The organism is Candidatus Laterigemmans baculatus, from assembly GCF_010367455.1.
GTDB classification, from domain to species: Bacteria; Planctomycetota; Planctomycetia; order Pirellulales; family Pirellulaceae; genus Laterigemmans; species Laterigemmans baculatus.
Genome location: NZ_WRPR01000041.1, coordinates 1 through 19530, shown reverse-complemented (window position 1 = coordinate 19530; position 19530 = coordinate 1). Strand labels below are relative to the sequence as shown.

The 19530-nt window shown below is 63.9% G+C and carries 15 protein-coding genes; 8 read left to right on the top strand and 7 right to left on the bottom strand.

Going from position 1 to position 19530, the window contains the following annotated elements; all coding sequences use genetic code 11:
- Nucleotides 1–21: 21 nt before the first annotated feature.
- Complete coding sequence (gene pheA, locus GNK13_RS08680; RefSeq protein WP_235934972.1) at nt 22–1236, bottom strand: prephenate dehydratase; 1215 nt, start codon at nt 1234–1236, stop codon at nt 22–24.
- 481 nt (nt 1237–1717) lie between these two features.
- On the opposite strand from pheA, the gene dnaK reads away from it, so the two are divergent.
- The 5 genes from dnaK to GNK13_RS08655 all read left to right on the top strand — a co-directional run bounded on the left by dnaK (nt 1718) and on the right by GNK13_RS08655 (nt 9972).
- Nucleotides 1718–3649 carry a molecular chaperone DnaK gene (dnaK, locus tag GNK13_RS08675; protein WP_164102119.1) on the top strand — a complete coding sequence of 644 codons (1932 nt, stop codon included), beginning with the start codon at nt 1718–1720 and terminating at the stop codon, nt 3647–3649.
- 159 nt (nt 3650–3808) lie between these two features.
- The gene (gene clpB, locus GNK13_RS08670) at nt 3809–6511 is read left to right on the top strand and encodes an ATP-dependent chaperone ClpB (protein WP_164102118.1); all 2703 of its coding nucleotides are present in this window, start codon (nt 3809–3811) and stop codon (nt 6509–6511) included.
- A gap of 219 nt (nt 6512–6730) precedes the next feature.
- Nucleotides 6731–8200 carry a 30S ribosomal protein S12 methylthiotransferase RimO gene (gene rimO, locus GNK13_RS08665; RefSeq protein ID WP_164102117.1) on the top strand — a complete coding sequence of 490 codons (1470 nt, stop codon included), beginning with the start codon at nt 6731–6733 and terminating at the stop codon, nt 8198–8200.
- Between the two features lie 191 nt (nt 8201–8391).
- Nucleotides 8392–8982 carry a CDP-diacylglycerol--glycerol-3-phosphate 3-phosphatidyltransferase gene (pgsA, locus tag GNK13_RS08660; RefSeq protein WP_164102116.1) on the top strand — a complete coding sequence of 197 codons (591 nt, stop codon included), beginning with the start codon at nt 8392–8394 and terminating at the stop codon, nt 8980–8982.
- Nucleotides 8983–8985: 3 nt separating this feature from the next.
- Nucleotides 8986–9972 (top strand): CPBP family intramembrane glutamic endopeptidase, encoded by a 987-nt coding sequence (locus GNK13_RS08655; RefSeq protein WP_164102115.1) that lies wholly within the window; start codon nt 8986–8988, stop codon nt 9970–9972.
- Between the two features lie 144 nt (nt 9973–10116).
- Here the strand turns inward: GNK13_RS08655 and ilvE are convergent, their stop codons facing one another.
- The 4 genes from ilvE to GNK13_RS08635 all read right to left on the bottom strand — a co-directional run bounded on the left by ilvE (nt 10117) and on the right by GNK13_RS08635 (nt 14183).
- Entirely contained in the window at nt 10117–10995 is an 879-nt protein-coding gene (gene ilvE / locus GNK13_RS08650; protein WP_164102114.1) for a branched-chain-amino-acid transaminase, read from the bottom strand.
- A gap of 191 nt (nt 10996–11186) precedes the next feature.
- Nucleotides 11187–12083 (bottom strand): AAA family ATPase, encoded by an 897-nt coding sequence (locus tag GNK13_RS08645; RefSeq protein ID WP_164102125.1) that lies wholly within the window; start codon nt 12081–12083, stop codon nt 11187–11189.
- Between the two features lie 123 nt (nt 12084–12206).
- Entirely contained in the window at nt 12207–12962 is a 756-nt protein-coding gene (locus GNK13_RS08640; protein ID WP_164102113.1) for a metallophosphoesterase, read from the bottom strand.
- A gap of 72 nt (nt 12963–13034) precedes the next feature.
- Nucleotides 13035–14183 (bottom strand): hypothetical protein, encoded by a 1149-nt coding sequence (locus GNK13_RS08635; RefSeq protein WP_164102112.1) that lies wholly within the window; start codon nt 14181–14183, stop codon nt 13035–13037.
- An 87-nt stretch (nt 14184–14270) separates the two neighbouring features.
- Between GNK13_RS08635 and GNK13_RS08630 the strand changes: the two genes are divergently transcribed.
- On the top strand, nt 14271–16037 hold the full coding sequence (locus GNK13_RS08630) for an outer membrane protein assembly factor BamB family protein (protein WP_164102111.1): 1767 nt from the start codon (nt 14271–14273) through the stop codon (nt 16035–16037).
- Here the strand turns inward: GNK13_RS08630 and bshB1 are convergent.
- Together bshB1 and tsaB are read right to left on the bottom strand one after the other, a co-directional pair.
- Entirely contained in the window at nt 15974–16693 is a 720-nt protein-coding gene (gene bshB1, locus GNK13_RS08625) for a bacillithiol biosynthesis deacetylase BshB1 (RefSeq protein ID WP_164102110.1), read from the bottom strand. The genes GNK13_RS08630 and bshB1 overlap by 64 nt on opposite strands.
- 226 nt (nt 16694–16919) lie before the next feature.
- Nucleotides 16920–17630: a tRNA (adenosine(37)-N6)-threonylcarbamoyltransferase complex dimerization subunit type 1 TsaB gene (tsaB, locus tag GNK13_RS08620; protein ID WP_164102109.1), complete on the bottom strand. Its 711-nt coding sequence runs from the start codon at nt 17628–17630 to the stop codon at nt 16920–16922.
- Nucleotides 17631–17769: 139 nt separating this feature from the next.
- Between tsaB and GNK13_RS08615 the strand changes: the two genes are divergently transcribed.
- Together GNK13_RS08615 and GNK13_RS08610 are read left to right on the top strand one after the other, a co-directional pair.
- The gene (locus GNK13_RS08615; protein WP_164102108.1) at nt 17770–18528 is read left to right on the top strand and encodes a metallophosphoesterase family protein; all 759 of its coding nucleotides are present in this window, start codon (nt 17770–17772) and stop codon (nt 18526–18528) included.
- Between the two features lie 97 nt (nt 18529–18625).
- Entirely contained in the window at nt 18626–19378 is a 753-nt protein-coding gene (locus GNK13_RS08610) for a metallophosphoesterase family protein (RefSeq protein WP_164102107.1), read from the top strand.
- Nucleotides 19379–19530: the final 152 nt, after the last annotated feature.

Below are 19530 nucleotides of genomic sequence, written 5' to 3'. Positions count from 1 at the left end.
ATGCCCGGCGGGAACCGGACGCTAGCGCGTGGCGGCTGATTTCATGCCGCAGCGGGGGTACGACCCGAGTACCTCCAGCCGCTCGGCTTTTTTCCCCAGCGTGGCGATCGCGTGAGCCACCGGCGGATCCGACTCGTGCCCTTCGAGCTCGATGAAGAACAGGTATTCGCTGTTCGCTCCGGGGACTGGAAACGACTCGATCCACGTCAGGTTGAGCCCGTCGCGTTTGAACAGCGTCATCGCGTCGGCCAGGGCCCCGGGGCGATGATGGACCTGGAAGAGGAGGGCGGTTTTGTCGTGGCCGGTCCGCTCGGTCGGTTCGGTGCCGAGGAGTGCGAAGCGGGTGACATTGTTGGGGTTGTCTTCGATCGCCGCGTCGATCACATCCAATCCATACTGTCGCCCCGCTTCGACGCTGGCGATCGCCGCGGCGCCGGGGCGATCGGCCGCCAGCTGGGCCGCCGCTGCCGTGCTGCTCATCTCGACGAGCCGCGCCAGGGGCAGATTGTGGGCGAGCCAATCGCGGCACTGCGAGAGCGCCTGCGGCTTGCTGTAGACCTCGACGATCTCCTGTCGCGGCGTGCGGCTCAGCAAGTAGTGGTGGATCGGCAGCAGCAATTCGCCGCAGATCCGCACCCGGTGTTTTAGGAACATCCCCAGCGTATCGACGACCCGCCCGTCGGTGCTGTTCTCGATCGGCACGACCCCCGCCTGGGCGTCGTGCCGAATGATCGACTCGAAGACCGCTCCAATCGAAGCGACCGGAATCAAGCCGGCCGCGTCCCCAAAACATTTGACCGCCGCCAAGTGGCTGTAGCTGTACTGCGGCCCCAGGTAGGCGATCCGCGGCGGTCGCGTGGTCGAGAGGCACACACTGGCGATGTGCCTCATCAGCTCACCGACAGCCGCTTTGGAAAGCCCCGGGACGTCGGCCGCACCCGCGACGAACTCCTGCATCTTCCGTTGCTCCTCGGCCAACGTGCGAGCCGTCACCGGCTCCGCGGCCGCGGGGGTCGCTGCATTCGCCCCCAGCTCGACTCCGCGGTGGCTGGCCACCAGCTGGACCCGGCGGGCGAGGAGTTCGATCAGCTGGCGGTCGAGTTTCTCCAGTTCACTCCCCCCCGCGGACGACTTCCCGGTTTCCACCTTCCCGGACGAAGCGCGGTGGCTGCGACTCCGGCTGCCGGAATTCGAGGCGGGCGACGAGGGTGGGGTGGGGGGGCTCTTCTTGGCCACAGTCGAATCTCCCTGGGGGCAAGCAGCGGGGGTGGGGGCAGTCAGGAGCAAAGTGCAGCGAAAGGGGGACGGAAGGGTATTGGACTGGTTGCTGTCAATTTGACAAGCGGTTCGGCGACCGCCCCGCTTCCCCCTTTCGAAATTGGCAGTCTCGGGGGGGAAGATTCGGCCGCGGATCGTGGCCCAAATTTTTCGTCGTTTCGCAAACCATTGACAGACAATCAGTTACGACACCAAAACCCGCCCACGAAAGCTCCTGGCACGGTCTTTGCCGAAAGGAAGAACAGCATGGCGGGTCAGCCGGGCTCTCTGCGGAGATGCCGAGCGGCTGGGAAACACGCAGCAGAATCAGTGATTGGCTTTTTGAACTGCAGGCACGACGGTTGCGGATGCTGCGCAAGCGCCCCCTCTACCGATCGCTTGTGGCTGCATGGTGACTATAGGCGAATTCGCGCCGTTCGATTGAGCAGGAGATAGCGTGATGGCACAAGGCGAAAAGATCATTGGAATCGACCTGGGCACGACCAACAGCGTGGTCGCCATTATGGAAGGGAGCGAGCCCAAGGTGATTCCCAACCCCGAGGGGAATCGGCTGACGCCGAGCGTGGTGGCCTTCAACGACAAAGGCGAGACGATCGTCGGCGAGCCGGCCCGCCGCCAGGCGGTGACCAACCCCAAACGGACGGTTTACTCAGCCAAGCGGTTCATCGGGCGGCGGCACAACGAAGTCCAGTCGGAAGAGAAGATGGTCCCCTACGGTGTGACCGGGGCGGCCACCGAATACGTCAAGATCCAGGTCGGGGACAATCAGTACACCCCGCAGGAAATCTCGGCCAAAGTGCTTCGCAAGCTGAAGGAGTCGGCCGAGAGCTACTTGGGGCACAAGGTCAACAAGGCGGTGATCACCGTCCCGGCGTACTTCAACGACGCTCAGCGACAAGCGACCAAGGACGCCGGACAAATCGCTGGCTTGGAAGTCGCCCGAATCATCAACGAGCCGACCGCCGCGGCGCTCGCTTACGGGCTCGACAAGAAGAAGGACGAGAAGATCGTCGTCTTCGACCTCGGTGGGGGAACGTTCGACGTCTCGGTCTTGGAAGTCGCCGACAGCGGTGACGACGAGAGCGAGAGCCGGGTCTTCCAGGTGATCAGCACCAGCGGCGACACGCACCTCGGTGGTGACGACTTCGACGAAGCGCTGATCAACTACGTGGCGGACGAGTTCAAACGCGACAACGGCATCGATCTGCGGAACGATCCGATGGCCCTGCAGCGTTTGCAGGAAGCGTGCGAGAAAGCCAAGAAAGAACTCTCGTCGCTCCCGCAAACCGACTTGAATTTACCGTTCATCACGATGGACCAGTCGGGCCCGAAGCACCTGACGATGACGATCACGCGGGCCAAGTTCGAAGAGCTAGTCGATGATCTGGTCAAGCGCTGCAAAGGCCCGGTCCTGCAGGCGCTGCAGGATGCGAACATGAAGCCGAGCGACATCGACGAGATCGTGTTGGTCGGTGGGAGCACTCGCGTGCCCAAGGTCCGGGCGTTGGTCAAGGACATTTTTGGCAAAGAGCCGCACCAAGGGGTCAACCCGGACGAAGTCGTCGCCGTCGGGGCCGCGATTCAGGGAAGTGTGCTCGCCGGTGAACGGACCGACGTGCTGCTCCTCGACGTGACCCCGCTGACGCTCGGCATCGAGACCGAAGGGGGTGTGCTCACGGCACTGGTCGAACGCAACACCACGATTCCGGTGGAAAAGAAGAACGTCTTCAGCACTGCGGCCGACGGTCAATCGGCGGTCACCGTGCGGGTCTTCCAGGGCGAGCGAAAAATGGCGACCCACAACCGGCTGCTCGGCGAATTCAACCTCGAAGGCATTCCGCCGCAGCCCCGCGGCGTCCCGCAGATCGAAGTCAAATTCGACATCGACCAGAACGGCATCCTCAGCGTCTCGGCGAAGGAACTCGGCACCGGCAAAGAAGCCTCGGTGACGATCAAGGAAGCCGGCGCGCTCGATGAAGCCGAGATCGAGCGGATGCGGAAAGATGCCGAGGTGAACGCCGAGGAAGACCGTCGCCAGTTCGAATTGGCCGAGGCCCGCAACAAGGCCAGCCAGCTGACGTATCAGCTGGAAAAGACCATGAAGGAGAACGACGAGAAACTGACCGAAACCGACAAGGAACCGATGCAGAAGGCGATCGACAAGGTCAACGAGGCGCTTAAGGGCGACGACCTGTCGGCGATCCGTTCGGCAACCGATGAACTGGAAGCCGCTTCGCAAGCCTTCAGCAAAGTCCTGTACGAAAAGGCCGGTGCCTCGGCCGCTGGCGGTCCGAGCCCCACGGACCAACCCAGCAGCGAATCGGCCGACGAAGACGCAATCGACGCGGAGTTCGAGGTGAAGGACAAGTAAACCCGTCCCGCTCTTCCCACTCGCAGAACCACATTGAAACTCCCGGGGGGCGGTGCGCCGTGCACCACCTCCGGACCTCAGTGTGGTTTTTCCTTGCGCGGTTCCTAACAGCTCTCTCCACGGCGGCCGCACTTTGCATTCAACCGGAGGAATCTTTCGATGGCATTTCGATTCGACAAATTGACGATCAAAGCCCAGGAAGCGGTTGCCGAGGCCCAGGCCCAAGCTGCCACGGCGGGAAATCCCGAGATCGACCCACTGCACCTGCTCGCGGCCCTGCAGGCCGAGCCGGAAGGAATCACGACGGCACTGCTCCAAAAAATCGGTGCCACGGGCGACAAGCTCCGCTCGATCGTGCTCAGCGAACTGGGCAAACTTCCGAGCGTCTCCGGGGGCCGCCAGCCGCAAATCAGCCCTCAACTGCAAAAGGTTTTTGACTCCGCCGCGGCGACCGCCGAGCGGATGAAAGACGAGTTCGTCAGCAGCGAACACCTGCTGCTGGCGCTCGCCGAAGTCGACAGCAAAGCCAAGAACCTGCTGCAGTTGGTCGGCGTCCGCACCGAGGATCTCAAGGCGGCTCTCAAGGAAGTTCGTGGCTCGGCCCGCGTGACCGACCCGAACGCCGAGGACAAATATCAAGCGCTGCAAAAGTACGGCGTCGACTTGGTCGCATTGGCCAGTTCCGGAAAGCTCGACCCGGTGATCGGCCGCGACACGGAAATTCGCCGCGTCGTGCAGGTCCTCTCCCGTCGCACCAAGAACAATCCAGTGCTGATCGGCCAACCCGGCGTGGGCAAAACGGCGATCGCCGAGGGATTGGCGCTGCGAATCTTCGAAGGGGACGTCCCGCAGAGTCTGAAGAACAAGCGCGTGATCGCCCTCGACATGGGAGCGCTCGTTGCCGGCGCCAAGTTCCGCGGCGATTTCGAGGAGCGACTCAAAGCCGTGCTCCGCGAGGTCAAGGACAGCAACGGCGAGGTGATTCTCTTCATCGACGAGCTGCACTTGGTCGTCGGGGCTGGCAAAGCTGAAGGTTCGCCCGACGCGGCGAACCTGCTCAAACCCGAACTGGCCCGCGGCTCGCTCCGCTGCATCGGGGCGACGACGCTCGACGAGTATCGCCAGCACATCGAAAAAGACGCGGCGCTCGAGCGGCGCTTCCAGCCGGTCTATGTGGGCGAGCCGACGGTCGAGGACACGATCGCGATCCTCCGCGGACTGAAACCGCGGTACGAGTCACATCACGGGGTGCGGATCACCGACAGCGCGATCGTCGCCGCGGCGAAACTCTCCCATCGCTACATCGCCGACCGCTTCCTTCCCGACAAGGCAATCGACCTCGTCGACGAAGCGGCTAGCCGCTTGGCAATGGAGAAGGAGAGTGTCCCGGAACCGATCGACCAGCTGCAGCGGCGGCTGCGACAGCTCGAGCTGGCTCACCGCCAACTGAGCGAAGAGAAGGAAGCGTCGGCGGTGGAGCGGCGGACCGAGATCGAGCAAGAGATGGAACGGCTCAAGCGGGAACTAGCCTCGCTCCGCGAACAGTGGGAAGCGGAGAAGATCGGTCTCGATGACAGTCAGACGATCCGCCGCGAACTGGATGCGGCCGAGCACGGCTTCCGCACGCTCGAAGCGGAGATCCGACAGCTGCAGTCGTCGGGCCAGCCAGTCGCCGAAGGTGATTTCCAGCGACTCTATGAGCTCGACCAGCAGCGGCGGCAACTGACCAAGCGGCTCGAAGCTCGCGAAGCCGAAGCCCAGCAGCAACAGCCGGCCGAGAGCGACGGAGAACTCGAGGAGACGCACGAAGGACGTCGCCTGCTCCGCCAGGACGTGACCGAAGAAGAGATCGCGGAAGTCGTCAGCACTTGGACCGGCGTTCCGGTCAGCCGGATGATGGAGACCGAACGGGCCAAGCTGCTGGTCATGGAAGAGCGACTGCACCGCCGCGTGGTCGGCCAGGAGGAAGCGGTCGCGGCGGTCGCCAACGCCGTCCGCCGCAGCCGCAGCGGTCTGCAGGATCCGAATCGCCCGATCGGCTCGTTCCTGTTCCTTGGCCCCACCGGAGTCGGTAAGACCGAACTCTGCAAAGCGCTCGCGCAGATCATGTTCGATGACGAGCAGGCGATGGTCCGCGTCGACATGAGCGAGTTCATGGAGCGGCACAGCGTCGCTCGCTTGATCGGCGCCCCTCCCGGCTACGTCGGCTACGAAGAGGGAGGCAAGCTGACCGAAGCGGTCCGCCGCCGCCCCTATTCGGTGCTCTTGCTCGACGAGATGGAAAAAGCCCACCCCGACGTGTTCAACATCCTGCTCCAGGTGCTCGACGACGGGCGGCTGACCGACGGCCATGGACGGAAGGTCGACTTCACCAACACCGTCGTGGTGATGACCAGCAACGTCGGCAGCCAGATGATCCAGAAGATCACCGCCGAAGGGGGCAGCGAAGAGGAGCTGCAGGAGGCGGTCAACGAAGCGCTCAAGACGCGTTTCCTCCCCGAATTCCTCAACCGCATCGACGACGTGATCCTCTTCAAACCGCTCCGCCGCGAGCAAATCCGTCGGATCGTCGAGCTGCAGTTGGATGTGCTGTCCGAGCGTCTCGAGGCGAGCGGGTTGCGAATCGAGCTGACCGAGGCGGCGATCGATCAAATCGCGGCCGAGGGCTACGACCCCCAATTCGGCGCCCGACCGCTGCGTCGCGTCATCCAGCGGGAGATCCAAAACCCGCTGGCGACCGAACTGCTCAAGTCGACCTACCCGGAGGGAACGACGATCCGCATCGATGCGGTCGACGGCGAGTTCAGCTTCTCGGCGGTGGAGACTCCAGCCGGTGAATCCCGCGGCCCGGTCGCGGTGTAGAGAACAGAGCGAGAGCAACGAACTCGGCACCCTCCCCCCGGGAGGGCGCCTTCTTCGCCTAGACGACGGTTCGCGTTGCGAATTTCCGTGGTTCGGGTACGCTGAACGCTCCAGCGGCCCCGAGCCCCACGCTTTCGTGGTGCCGCCTCAGCCTTCGACCCGCTCCTTTCTTGCCGACCTCGACCAGACCTCTCTCGGGGTCGTTGGACCATTCTTCCGATGCAACTGCCCATCGTCAGTGACCTTCCCACGCTCGCTCCCTCGGCCGAGAGCGGTTCGTCCGCCGAATCCGCCGCCCGGGGGCGATACGCTGTGATCAGTCTCGGCTGCCCGAAAAATTTGGTCGACACCGAGCAAATGCTTGGGCGACTGCAGCACGACGGCTACGCGCTGACGGCCGATCCCGAGGGAGCGGACTTCGTGGTCATCAATACTTGCGGGTTCATCGATGCCGCTCGTGCCGAGTCGTTCGGGGCGATCGACGAGATGTTGCAGATGAAGCGGGAGGGGCGGATTCGGGGCGTGATTGTCAGCGGCTGTTTGGCCGAACGTCAGCGGGATGCGTTGCTCGAGGAGCGTCCGGAGATCGATGCGCTGATCGGTGTGTTCGGCCGCGACGAAATCGTCGCCGTCGCCGATCGGCTCGTCGGCAGCCCCCATGGTGCTGCCGTTCACGGGAGCGAGGTCGATGGAATCGAGGAGCAGCGGACGATTTTTCGGCCGGCTCCGGTGCGAGCGCTGCCGGACAATTTCCGCTTGGCCGCGACCCCTCAGCACTTCGCCTATCTGAAGATCTCCGAAGGCTGCGACCGGCTCTGCACGTTCTGTGCGATTCCAAAGATGCGGGGCAAACATGCCAGCAAGCCGCTCGAGCAGGTCGTCGCCGAGGCCCGGCAACTGGCCGCTTCGGGAGTCCGCGAGATCGTCGTCGTCGCCCAGGACACGACTTACTATGGGATCGACCTCTACGGGCGGCCGCGACTCGCGGAGCTGCTTCGCGAGCTCGATGCGGTCGAAGGGCTCGACTGGATTCGCTTGATGTACTTCTATCCGATGTACATCGATGATCATTTGATCGACACGATCGCCGGAGCCGAGCGGATCGTTCCCTACATCGATATCCCGCTCCAGCACGCCAGCGACGCGATGCTCAAGCGGATGTCGCGACGGGTCAATCGAGCCGACACCGAGCGGTTGCTCGACCAGATGCGAGCGAAGATCGACAATTTGATCCTCCGCACCACCTTCATCACCGGTTTCCCCGGGGAGACCGACGCCGACTTTGCCGAGCTAGTCGACTTCGTTAATCGCCAGCAGTTCGAGCGGCTCGGAGTCTTCACCTACTCGTTCGAGCCCGATACGCCGGCGGCCCGGCTACCGAATCACGTGGACGAAGCGGTCAAGGAGGAGCGGCGGGAGGCGTTGATGCACGTCCAGCAGAAAATTGCCTTTGACCGCAATGCTTCGCTGGTCGGCCAGACGCTTGACTTCATCATCGACGCTCCGCTCGAGGAGCAGCCGGGGGTCTGGTTGGGCCGCTCGTTTGCCGATGCCCCGGATGTCGACGGGGTCTCGTTCATCTCGGAAACTGGAGAGCATGCTTTGGCGGCCGGGCAAATGGTCGGCTGCGAAGTGGTTGCGTCCCAAGGCTATGATTTAGTCGCGGTGCCGGTGGCGGAACCTCGGTAGCGGAAAGCTTCTGCCGCCTTGGCGCACTCCCCTGGGCTTCGCGCACTCCCCTGGGCTTCGCGCACTCCCCTGGGCTTCGCGCACTCCCCTGGCCTTTGCGGGCACCATGCCTGAGCTCGCCAGCGACGCGCCGTTGCGGTACGCTCGGCTAGCTGGGAGCCAGCTCAGGACGCCCCTTCCGAGAGACACCGATGATTTCCGTACCGAGTTCGACGACCGTTTCGCCCTGGAACGTCCCCAATCTGCTGACGGCCAGTCGTTTTGTCCTCTCGATCGCCGTCTTCGCCCTGATCGGCTACGAGATGTTCCTGACGGCCCTGATCCTGTTCCTGATCGCCGCCGGCACCGACTGGGTCGACGGCTACTGGGCGCGGCGGTACGGCCAGGTGACCAAGCTGGGGCGGATCTTCGATCCGTTCGTCGACAAAATCATCATCTGCGGAACGTTCATCGTGCTCGTTGCGGTTCCCGCTTCGGGAATTGCTGCGTGGATGGCGATCGTCGTCGTTGGCCGCGAGCTGTTGGTGACTTCGCTCCGCGGGCTGATCGAAGGGGCAGGAGGGGACTTCTCGGCCAGCCAGTGGGGCAAATGGAAGATGGTCCTGCAGTGCGCGGCAGTCGTGTTGGCGCTTGCCTGCCTGATCCAGTCGCCCGTGGCCGCCTGGCTCGATATCACCCGGCACGTCATGATTTGGGGGGCGATTCTGCTGACGCTGTACTCGGGTCTCGATTACGTGCTGGCTGCCTCGCGACTGATGCGCACTCCCGCAGACCACGGCTGATCGATGGAAACTTGGCTCCTGTCACTGCTCACCGCTGCCCTCCTGCTGTGGCTGTTCACGTCGCTCGGGCTCTGGATTTGGGCGCTGCGACGAGCCGCAATGGGGCGAGCGGTACTCGAACCCGAACCGCGGGCATCCTACCCGGGCGGACTGGCCGAAGTGCTGATTTGCGTCGGCGTGTACTTTCTGGTCGGGGCCGCGCTGGCGCCGCGGATTCTCCCGGATGCCCCGGCGGAGGTCCCGCTCGACGCGGCCGCTCAATCGGCCCGCATGATTCCGATGATCGTGCTCAACAGCGCCGCCACGCTGTCGGCCGTCGCCGCCGCGCTCGCCTGGATGGGACTGCAGGGACTCAGCCCGCGGAAACTGGGGCTGCTTCCCCGGGGGATCGATTTCGTGATCGGCGGCGTGGCAGCCGTGATGCTGCTCCCCCCCGTGTTCGCCCTGCAGGGAATTCTCGCCTCGCTCATCGAGTACCACCATCCGCTGCTCGATGTGCTCCAACTGCCCCAGTCCGCCGCAGTGCTGGCGGCGATGGCGATCAGCTCGACGCTGATCGCTCCGTTGGCCGAGGAATTCTTTTTCCGCGGGCTGCTGCAAGGCTGGCTCAGTGGACTCGCCGGAATCGGGCGACAATCGGCTGAGCCGCAGCCCGACTTGGATGAGCCTTCCTCGGTCCAGGAAATGGAACCGGCGTTCGAGGCCGAACCTCGCGATCCGCAGCAGCCCTACGCCCCTTCCCACGTCGAACACCTCCCCCAGCCGCAATCGCGTCCTTGGTGGCCGACGGTCGTCACCAGCTTGGCGTTTGCGGTGGTCCACCTCGGGCAGGGGCCCGCACCGATCACGCTGTTCTTTCTCGCCCTCGGCCTCGGCTATCTGTACCGTCAGACCGGCCGCATCTGGGCACCGATCGTCGTCCACATGGCGCTCAACGGGCTGACCACCGCGGCGACGATCCTCAGCACCGCCGCTGGCGTGGGGCAGTAGGGGGGCCGCTAGCGGACCGGGTTGCTAATCAGCCGACGGGCGCTAGCCCGGATTATTCATCAGCCGCCGGGCGCTAGCCCACGGTTCCCGAAAACGCCGTGAGAACCGGACGCTAGCGCGTTGCGGCTGATAGAGCGCCGGCCTTCAGGCCAGCTTCGACGTGGTTTCGCTGCGGACCATGCGGTGGAAGGCTTTCATCAGCCGCTCGGTGATCGGACCGGGTTTGCCGTCTCCGATGCTTCGGCCGTCGAGCCGGACGACTGGGATGACCTCGGCGGCGCTGCCGGTCAAAAAGCATTCGTCGGCGACGATCACATCGTGCCGCGTCATCGTGACTTCGGCCACCGGAATGTTTTCGGCTTCGGCTAACGCGATCACGGCATTGCGGGTGATCCCTTCCAAAATTCCCGCGTCGACCGGAGGGGTCAGCAGTCGCCCACGGCGGACGATGAAGATGTTATCGCCGGTGCATTCGGCGACTTCCCCGTTGTGGTTCAGCATCAACGCTTCCACACATCCGGCCCGCAACCCTTCGAGCTTGGCCATGATGTTGTTGAGGTAGTTCAGCGACTTGATCCGCGGGCTCAGTGCCCCCGGGTGGTTGCGGATCGTCGAAGCGGTGACCAGATCGAGCCCGTCGCGATAAAACTCTTCGGGGTAAAGGGCGATCTTGTCGGCGATGATGATGACCTGCGGATTCGAGCACCGCGTCGGATCGAGTCCGAGCGTCCCGCTGCCACGGGTGATCACCAGCCGGACATAGCCGTCGCTGAGGTTGTTCGCTTGGAGGGTCTCCATCACGGCTCGGCCGAGTTCCTCCTTGGTCGTCGGAATCTCCAGAGCGATCGCCCGCGCCGACTCCCACAGCCGATCGAGGTGGGCATCGAGTTGAAAGACCGTCCCGGAGTAGCTCCGCATGCCCTCGAAAACGCCGTCGCCGTAGAGAAGACCATGATCGTAAACGCTGACGGTCGCTTCCGCTTTGGGAACCAAACGACCGTTAATATTGACCTGCAACGACATCGTGGAATGCGTGGTGCTGGGAGGTGCGGAGGACGAACAAAACCAGGGGGCGAAGCGCCCTCATTGGTATCCGAAACGAGGAGCCGAGGAAACTGCCCCAGCGAAAGGAGTGGGGATCGTCGAGGCGGGTTCGGCACGGCCCGCACCCGGCCAGCCGGGGAATCGTGCATGCTGGCCCGGGAGGCGCGAAGCTAGACCGGCACGGCGATCATCTCGATCAATTCGCCCAACTGGTGTTCGACGCTCATCCGGTTCGCTGCCTGAAAGACGCCTTCGGGGATCATTCGGTGCGCAAGCGCCGGGACCGCCATCTGCTTGATGTCATCGGGAGTGACGTAATCGCGTCCCGCCGAGATCGCCTGCGCCTGACAGCCTCGGTAGAAGCTGAGCGCCCCGCGGGTGCTCGCTCCCACGCGAAACGATTCGGTCGAGCGGGTGGCGCGGACGATGTCCAGCAAGTAATCGACGAGCGAACTGTCGAAGCGAACGTCGCGGACGGTTTGCTGAGTCGCCAGAATCTCCTCGGGCGTCACCACCGGGCCGAGCGTTTCGACCGGCTCGCCGCTGCGATGGCTACTGAGCACGTCGCGTTCGACGCTCCGCAGCGGATAACCGATGCTGGTCCGCAGCAGAAAGCGATCCATCTGGCTCTCGGGCAACGCGTAGGTGCCTTCGAACTCGAACGGGTTCTGCGTCGCGATCACGATGAACGGCTCGGGCAGCCGATAGGTCGCGCCGTCGACCGAGACCTGCTTTTCGCTCATCGCCTCAAGCAGCGCGCTCTGGGTTCGCGGCGGGGCGCGGTTGATCTCGTCGGCGAGCAACACGTTGGCGAACACCGGGCCGCGACTGAATTCAAACTCCTGCCGGTCGGAGCGGTAGAGACTGCTGCCGACGATGTCGCTCGGCAGCAAATCGGGCGTGAACTGCAAGCGGTGAAACACCCCTTCGATGCTGCGTGCCAGCGCCTTGGCCGCCAGCGTCTTGCCAACTCCAGGCACGTCTTCGAGCAGGATGTGCTCCGCGGCCAACAGGGTCACGACCAGCGATCGCACGACGTCCGGCTTGCCGAGCACGACGCGTTCGATGTTCTGCTGGAGCCGGTTGGCAATTTCGAACGCGGATGCAGCCATCAGAGAAGACTTTCGCAACGACCAAAGGAAGAGGAAGCGAGGCGGATCCTAAAGTGCGGAATCTTAAGGTGCGGAATCCTAAGATTCTGGGGTCGAATCGCCAACGGGGATTACGATCGGCCGAAAGGGCACCCCACGGACAGCCGCTCCGGGATTGAAGAACTGCGTGCCGCGATACCACTGCCCGTCGCAGAGCCGATGGGTGTGGCCGAAGACGACGCGGCGAATGCCCTCGGCTGGCCCACAGAGCTGATGAGAAAGATAGCGGATCAGTCGCAGCTGTGTGCGGCGGCGGCGATGGGCCAGCGCGGCGGCTAACCGATGGGCCCGCACCGTGACGGCGGCGTCGTAAACCCGCGACTGGACGTCGCTGGCCCGCGGCTTATCGGCCCACCGCAAGCGATAGGCGTCGAGATCGCGGCCGTCGTTCTTGCCCTCGATCACGTCGCCATGCAGAAACGCCGTGTCCCCAACGCGGAGCAGGTCGCCAGCGATCTCGAAATCACTTCGCGAATCTTGCCACTCGGCCAAGCGGCGACGGAGCAGGGGATCGCCGTCGTGATTGCCAAACAGATAAACGAACTGCCGCCCGCGAGCCGAGTCGGCGAAATCGGCGAGCCAGTCGATCGCGGCCGCGGCGGTCCGTTCGGCGTCGGCTAAGCGACTCCAGCGGAAGTCAAAAAGATCGCCGCCGAAAACCACCAGGTCGGCGGTTTCGGCGGCTTCACGCATCGCGGTGATGTGCTCGTCCGCCGTCGTGCGTGTGCTGAAGAGATGCAGATCGGAGATGAACGCGATCCGCTCGGGCAGCGAATCCTCAGGCCAGCAAAGCATACGGAAGGGCTACTCTTACGATTGCGGTGGGGGCATTGTCGGCGACCACGCGACACGGCGGCCGCCGCCATTCTATCCGGCTGCGGCCGCCGCGGTGTCCACCACATCGGCAGCCCGGAGTCCCACTACCGAAATCGCGCTCTGCGTCTCGGGGAGCATCGCGGCGAGCGCCGGGTACCTTCCCCCGCTAGGCCTGCCGCTGCGGCGGCGACGCGACTCGAGCAGCCGCCGCCCAAAGGCCGCATAGCCGGTGCGCGAGAGCTGCCAACGACGATCGGCCGCCGCCTGCTGCGTCTCGCGGCTCAGCTCGGCCCACGATTCGGGATCGACCAGGATCGGACCGCAACGGTCGCCGAGATCCTCAGGCAGATCCTCCGCTGCTCCCGGCGCCACCGGCACGACCGGAACCCCGAGATCGCTCGAGAGCAGTTCCAGGGCAAGGCTCGCCGAATCGGCATCCCCCGCCCATCCGTCTCCCGCGGCGTCCTCGGCCATCACCAGCACACCACGCCGGTCGCGGGCGACGCGGAGCAGCTCGACCAGCTCCTCGCGTGGCTCCCGCGGGGCAAGCAGGGCCGCGTTTCCATACAGATCGTAGCGATCGATCGCCAACAGCAGCGATTTGCGTCCTGCCTCGAGTGCGGCGACCGCCTCCTCCGAGAGGTTGATTTTCTCGCCCGCCGAGTCAGATCCCGACGGCGAGCCGACAGGAGCGTCGACGACGAGCACCAAATCAGCCGCCGCGCGAAGGGGCGACGAGGTCCCATAGGCGGCGATCGCCCGCCGCAGCAGATCGCTCTCAGCCGATTCGGCGACAACGACGATCAGGGGCTTGCGGGGGTCGCGGAGATGTCGCTTCAGCTGGCAGCAAACGCGATAGTAGACGGCATCGTTTCGCGGCGGGGCAGTAACCGTCGAGAGCCACTGCAGCGAGCCCGCTGAGTCTAGAGAGCCCGCTGAGTCCAACGAGCCTGACGAGTCGTCGGCTGGCCAGCGTAGCGAGCGGTCCTCCGCCGGAGTGACCGGGGCGTAGATAGCTCGGGCGCCGGAGGCGAGCGGGCTCATTTGGCGAGACTGCCGCTGCCGAGCTACTGCGGGAGGCTCTGGAGGCTCAGCTACCAACGCGGTCACTGAACGCCCACCGCGGACGGCGACCGGGATCGCTGAAACCGAGGAAGTGGCGTCGGCTTCAGCACCTGCGTCGCGTCGATGAACTTTCATTCCTATTGCAGCTCCCACCCTTCCACGCTCCGATGTCTTGCAGGCCTTCACCTCTTGGCCCGCACACTTCGCAACGGATGTTGATTCATGAACGAAAGCAGCAATTTCGGGAGTCCGTCCGAAAAACCGCCGCTCGCTGACCCGCCCATGCAAGGGACGGGCCAACCGGCCCGCTCGGAAAAATTTTGGGGTTTTTATCTCGCTGGACTCTTGATTTTACTGATGTTGCTAGTCCAGTGGGTCTCGGTGCGGACCGATCATCAGATGGCCAACCTGCTCTCAGCCTCGCTGCTGCTGGCCGCCACGATCGCGTTCCTCGTCGCTTGGATGCGGCGGTTTCGCACAGCCCGCTGGCTGCGGTTCGCTCCGCTTTTGCTGCTCGCCGGAGCTCTGCTCGGTGCGGCCGCGACGCTGGAGGTGACGGGCGTCAGTGGCGAGCTGATTCCCCAGTTCGCGTTTCGCTTTCGCTCGCAGCCGGCGCCACCGCCAGCGGAGGATGTTCGGATCGCGAAGCTGACGATCGGACCGGCCGATTTCCCCGGCTTTTTGGGAGCTGAGCGTGACGCGACCGTGGCCGAACGCCAGTTCACCCTCGACTGGGAACAGCACCCGCCGCGGCTGCGTTGGAAGCAGTCGATCGGGGAGGGGTGGTCGGGTTTCGCGATTGCCGGAAGTGCCGAGGCGGCCGAGGAGGGTCGCGGTCCATATGGCTTCACGCTCGAGCAACGCGACGCGCGGGAGTGGGTCAGCTGTTACGATTTGTCCGACGGGCGGCTCGTCTGGCATCACGCCGACCGCGGCCAGCACTACCACGCGCTCGGCGGCCTCGGCCCCCGAAGCACCCCCACGCTCTCGCCCGACGGCCGCGTCTATGTCCAAGGGGCCACCGGGATCGTTCGCTGCCTGGACAGCCGCGACGGAACGCTGCTCTGGCGCGTCGATCTGACACGCTTGGCCGGAATCAACCAAACGATTTCTGAAGTCGGCGTCACCTGGGGCCGCGCCGCTTCGCCGCTGCTGGTCGACGACCTGGTCGTGCTCCCGCTGGGCGGCAGCGAGGATCATCCGGAGGGCGTTCGCAGTCTGATCGCGCTCGACGCCGAGAGCGGCGAGACGCGGTGGATCGGCGGCGAGCATCAGATCAGTTACGCCTCGCCGGTGCTGGCCACGCTGGCCGGGTTGCGCCAAATCCTGACGGTCGATGAAGACGCCGCCGCCGGTCACTCGCCCGATGATGGCCGCGTCCTCTGGACCCACCCCTGGCCGGGATCAAGCAACACCAACGCCAGCTGCAGCAATCCCACGCCGGTCGGTGATGACGCGGTGCTGCTCAGCAAAGGCTACGGCGGCGGGGCGATGCTGCTCCGCCTCAAGAAGTCGCCGGCCGCTTCACCGACCACCTCGCTTGCCGAATCAGAACTGGTCGCCGAGCCGGTCTGGACGAACTCGCGCGTCCTGAAGACGAAGTTCACCAACGTCTGCGTCGCCGGCGACTATGCCTACGCCCTCAGCGATGGCTCGCTGGAGTGCGTTCACCTTCTCGATGGGCGGAGTCAGTGGAAGCAACCGCGGCGTGGTCGCTACGGACACGGTCACGTGCTGATCGTCGAGGACGTGCTGCTCGTCCTCTCCGAAGAGGGCGAATTGGCGACCGTCGCGCTCGATCCGAGCAGCTATCGCGAGCTGGGGAGATTTCAAGCGATCGAAGGCAAGACGTGGAATCCGCCAGCGGTCGTCGGAAACTTGTTGGTCGTCCGCAATGCGCTCGAGGCGGCGGTCTGGGAAGTGGCTCAGATCAGTGCCCCGAAGGACGTCATCGCCACCGGTTCGCGCGCCGCGTACGGTTCGCCGTAGCGCCGGTTGATCAAGCGTCCCCAGTAGGCTGCGTCGTCGCGAAAGCGATCGATCAACGTCGGCGGCTCGGTCGGCCGGCCGGTGATGAACTGGCTCTCGAAGCAGCGGATCGACTCGAGCTTCGTTTCCCACTGATCGCTGATGTCGAGGATGAAGTCGGGCGTGATCGCCGCTCGCAAGTGGATGCAGTAGTAGTGGAAGATCCGCTCCGGATGATGCGGCTCGCCGGGCAGATCGGTGTTGGAGAGCTTGGCCCAGAAGCGTGCTGCCTCGACGATCTGCGTCGCCGCCAAATGATCCGGGTGGGCGTCTTCCCAGTAGGGGGCGAACAACCACCGCGGTCGAGTTTGCCGGATGATGCCGGCAACCAGCCCACGAGCCTCGAGCGTCGCTTCCAGAGCTCGGTTGACGAGCCCCGCATTGTGCCGCCAAGAAAGTCCCAGCACTTGGCTCGCCGCCGACGTCTCTTGCTGCCGCCGTTCGAGCGATCCATAGGGAGTCGGCTCGCCAGAAGTCAGATCCAAGACTCCCACCCGCCAGCCCTCGCTGATCATCTTCACGATCGCGCCTCCCATCCCCAGCTCCGCATCGTCCGGGTGCGGGGCCACGATCAGAACGTCAAGCGGTAGTTCGGGAGCCGTGCGAAGAGGATTCATCGGAGGGAAGGTTTTAGGTAGCAGGTTTTAGGTAGGAGGTTTCAAGTTTCAGGTAGCCGGTGAATTCTTACTCGTACTCAGCGAAGCGGTACTCGTACTCAGCGAAGCGGTACTCGGGGTTCCGCACCATCCGCCGTTCCTTCTCTCGAGCTTGCTTTCCATTCGTTTCATCCGTGTCATTCGTGGTTGTCTCCCCGGACAGAATTATCCAAAGGTTCCGTGAGAGTCAGCGACTGGGAGATTTCAGATTCTCTTCGGCGGCGCTGGCCCGGAGGTAGACCGGCGCGAGCCGCATCGCTTCGATCGCTTCTCCCCGCTCAAAGCTCTCCCAGCCGAGTTGGCCGATCGTTTCGGCCATCGGGTGCCAGAGCGTCCTGGGGGCGAGCTTCACGTGCGGCGGCAACGGATCGATCGACTTCCACGCATCACCGGCGACCGTGATCGGTTCGCTCGCCATGCTCCGCAGCGACGCGAACCACTCCTGTCGGTCCATCGCCTGCGAAGCGACGACGACCTGGCCCCCACCCGTTTCCCTCCGGCAGTAGACCTGGCCGCGATAGGCATTGATCGCGGCGTCGACGGTCTCGCTCGCGGGAGCTCCGTGCTCGGAGACTCCTTGGCGAACTTGGCGGACGATCGCCGCGAGCGTATCGCAGGGGACGACCGGACAGTGAAGCGCGTAGGCGAGCGTCTTGGCGGCGGTCACGCCGATGCGAATTCCGGTAAACGATCCCGGTCCGACTGCGGCGCTGACCAGGGCCACGTCACGGCCGCCTCGAGGAGGAATCGCGAGCAGGCGAGCGACGGCCGGTGCCAAGCTCTGCGCGGTCCGCGATTCGGCAGGCAGAATAACCTGCTCAACGAGTCGATCTTCCGTGAACAGTGCGACGCTCCCCTGCCGCATGCAGGTTTCGATTGCGATTTGCCAAGCCGTCATAGGATTACCGGGAAAAAAAGCTAGACTCTACGGTTCCCCCCGCGGCAAGCCGGCAGGCCCAAGTGACAGGCAGGCCCAGTCACAGACAGGCCCAATGACAGACGGAACCCCAGAACTACGGTTGTAGAGGCGTTGCAGCGTGAAGCGAGCCCTAATCAGCGACATCCATGCAAATCTGGAAGCACTCCAAGCGGTGCTGGCCGATTTGCAGGGCCAAGAAGTCGACGAAATCATCTGTTTGGGTGACGTCATCGGGTATGGCCCCAATCCCTGCGAGTGCCTCGACCTCGTGATGCGGCACACCAGGATCTGCATCCTGGGCAATCATGACCAAGCGGCTCTGTTCGATCCAGAAGGCTTCAACCACGTCGCCCTGCAGGCGATCTACTGGACTCGCGACCAACTCGATCACGGTCCGGGAACGCCTAGCCAGATCAACAAGCGGTGGGATTTTCTCGGCGAGCGTCCGCGGAAACATGTCGAAGGCGACTTCATGTACGTCCATGGCTCGCCTCGCGATCCGACTAACGAGTACGTGTTCCCCGAAACCGTCTTCGACCAACGGAAGATGGAGATCCTGTTCGGCAAAGTCGACCGCTTCTGCTTCAACGGCCACACCCACTTGCCCGGCGTCTTCACGACCGGTTGCGAGTTCATTCCGCCGGAAGAATGCGACTACCGCTTTCCGCTCGGCAAGGAGAAGCTGATCATCAACGTCGGCAGCGTCGGCCAGCCCCGCGACGAGGACGTGCGGAGCTGTTACGCGATCGTCGACGACGAAGACATGCTGGTGCGATTCCGCCGCGTCGAGTATGACGTCGAGAAGACGGCCCAGAAAATTTACGCCGTGGACGAGTTAGCCAACATGCTCGGCGACCGCCTGAAGCACGGCCGGTGACGAGCCGATCGTCCCGGCGGGTAATGCCGAGCCGATCGTCCCGGCGGGCGAGGGCGGTGGGGCCGAGTTCCTCCTTTTCGGATATTGCGGAGCGGCGGTGACGAAACGCGCGATTTTAAGTGACATCCACGGGAACCTGACCGCCCTCAACGCGGTCTTGGCCGATCTGGAGCACGAGGGAGTCGAATCGATCGTCTGTCTCGGAGACGTCGTGGGCTACGGTCCGGAACCCTGCGCCTGTCTCGACCGGGCGATGGAGTTCGAATTCTCCATCCTCGGCAATCACGACAACAGCGCGCTGTTCGATCCCGAAGGATTCAACGCAGCGGCCGAGCAGGCGATTTTCTGGACTCGGCGTCAACTGGAAACCAAGGACAGTCCGGAAGACAGCCTGCGGCGACTCGAGTTCATCTCGCAGATGCCCCGCACCCGGCTGCTCGATGAAACGCTGCTGTTCGTCCATGGCTCCCCCCGGGGGCCGACCAACGAGTACGTCTTCCCCGAAGACACCTACAACCGGCGGAAGATGGACAAGCTGTTTTCGCTCGTCCCGGGCGCCTGCTTCCAAGGACACACGCACGTCCCCGGCGTGTTCACTGCCGACCTCCAATTTCTGCGGCCGGCCGATATCGGCGATCGGTACGAGATCAGCGATCAAAAGATCATGGTCAACGTCGGCAGCGTCGGGCAGCCCCGCGACAACGACCCGCGGAGCTGCTACGTGATCCTCGAAGGAAACGAGCTGCGATTTCGCCGCGTCGAATACGACATCGAAAGCACCGTCGCAGCGATCGAAGCGATCCCCGAGCTCGACAACTTTCTCGGCTACCGCCTCCGCGAAGGGCATTAGCTGGACAGCGCCGCTTTCTCACGCTGAATTGCCATAAAGTCAGCAGTGCCCAGCAGTCGGCTACCAAGTCGTTTAACGGCAAGCCGAAGGCGACTGTGTTTTAAAAAGCAGTCGCCTTCGGCTTGCCGTTAAACGATTTTTCCGCGAGCCGT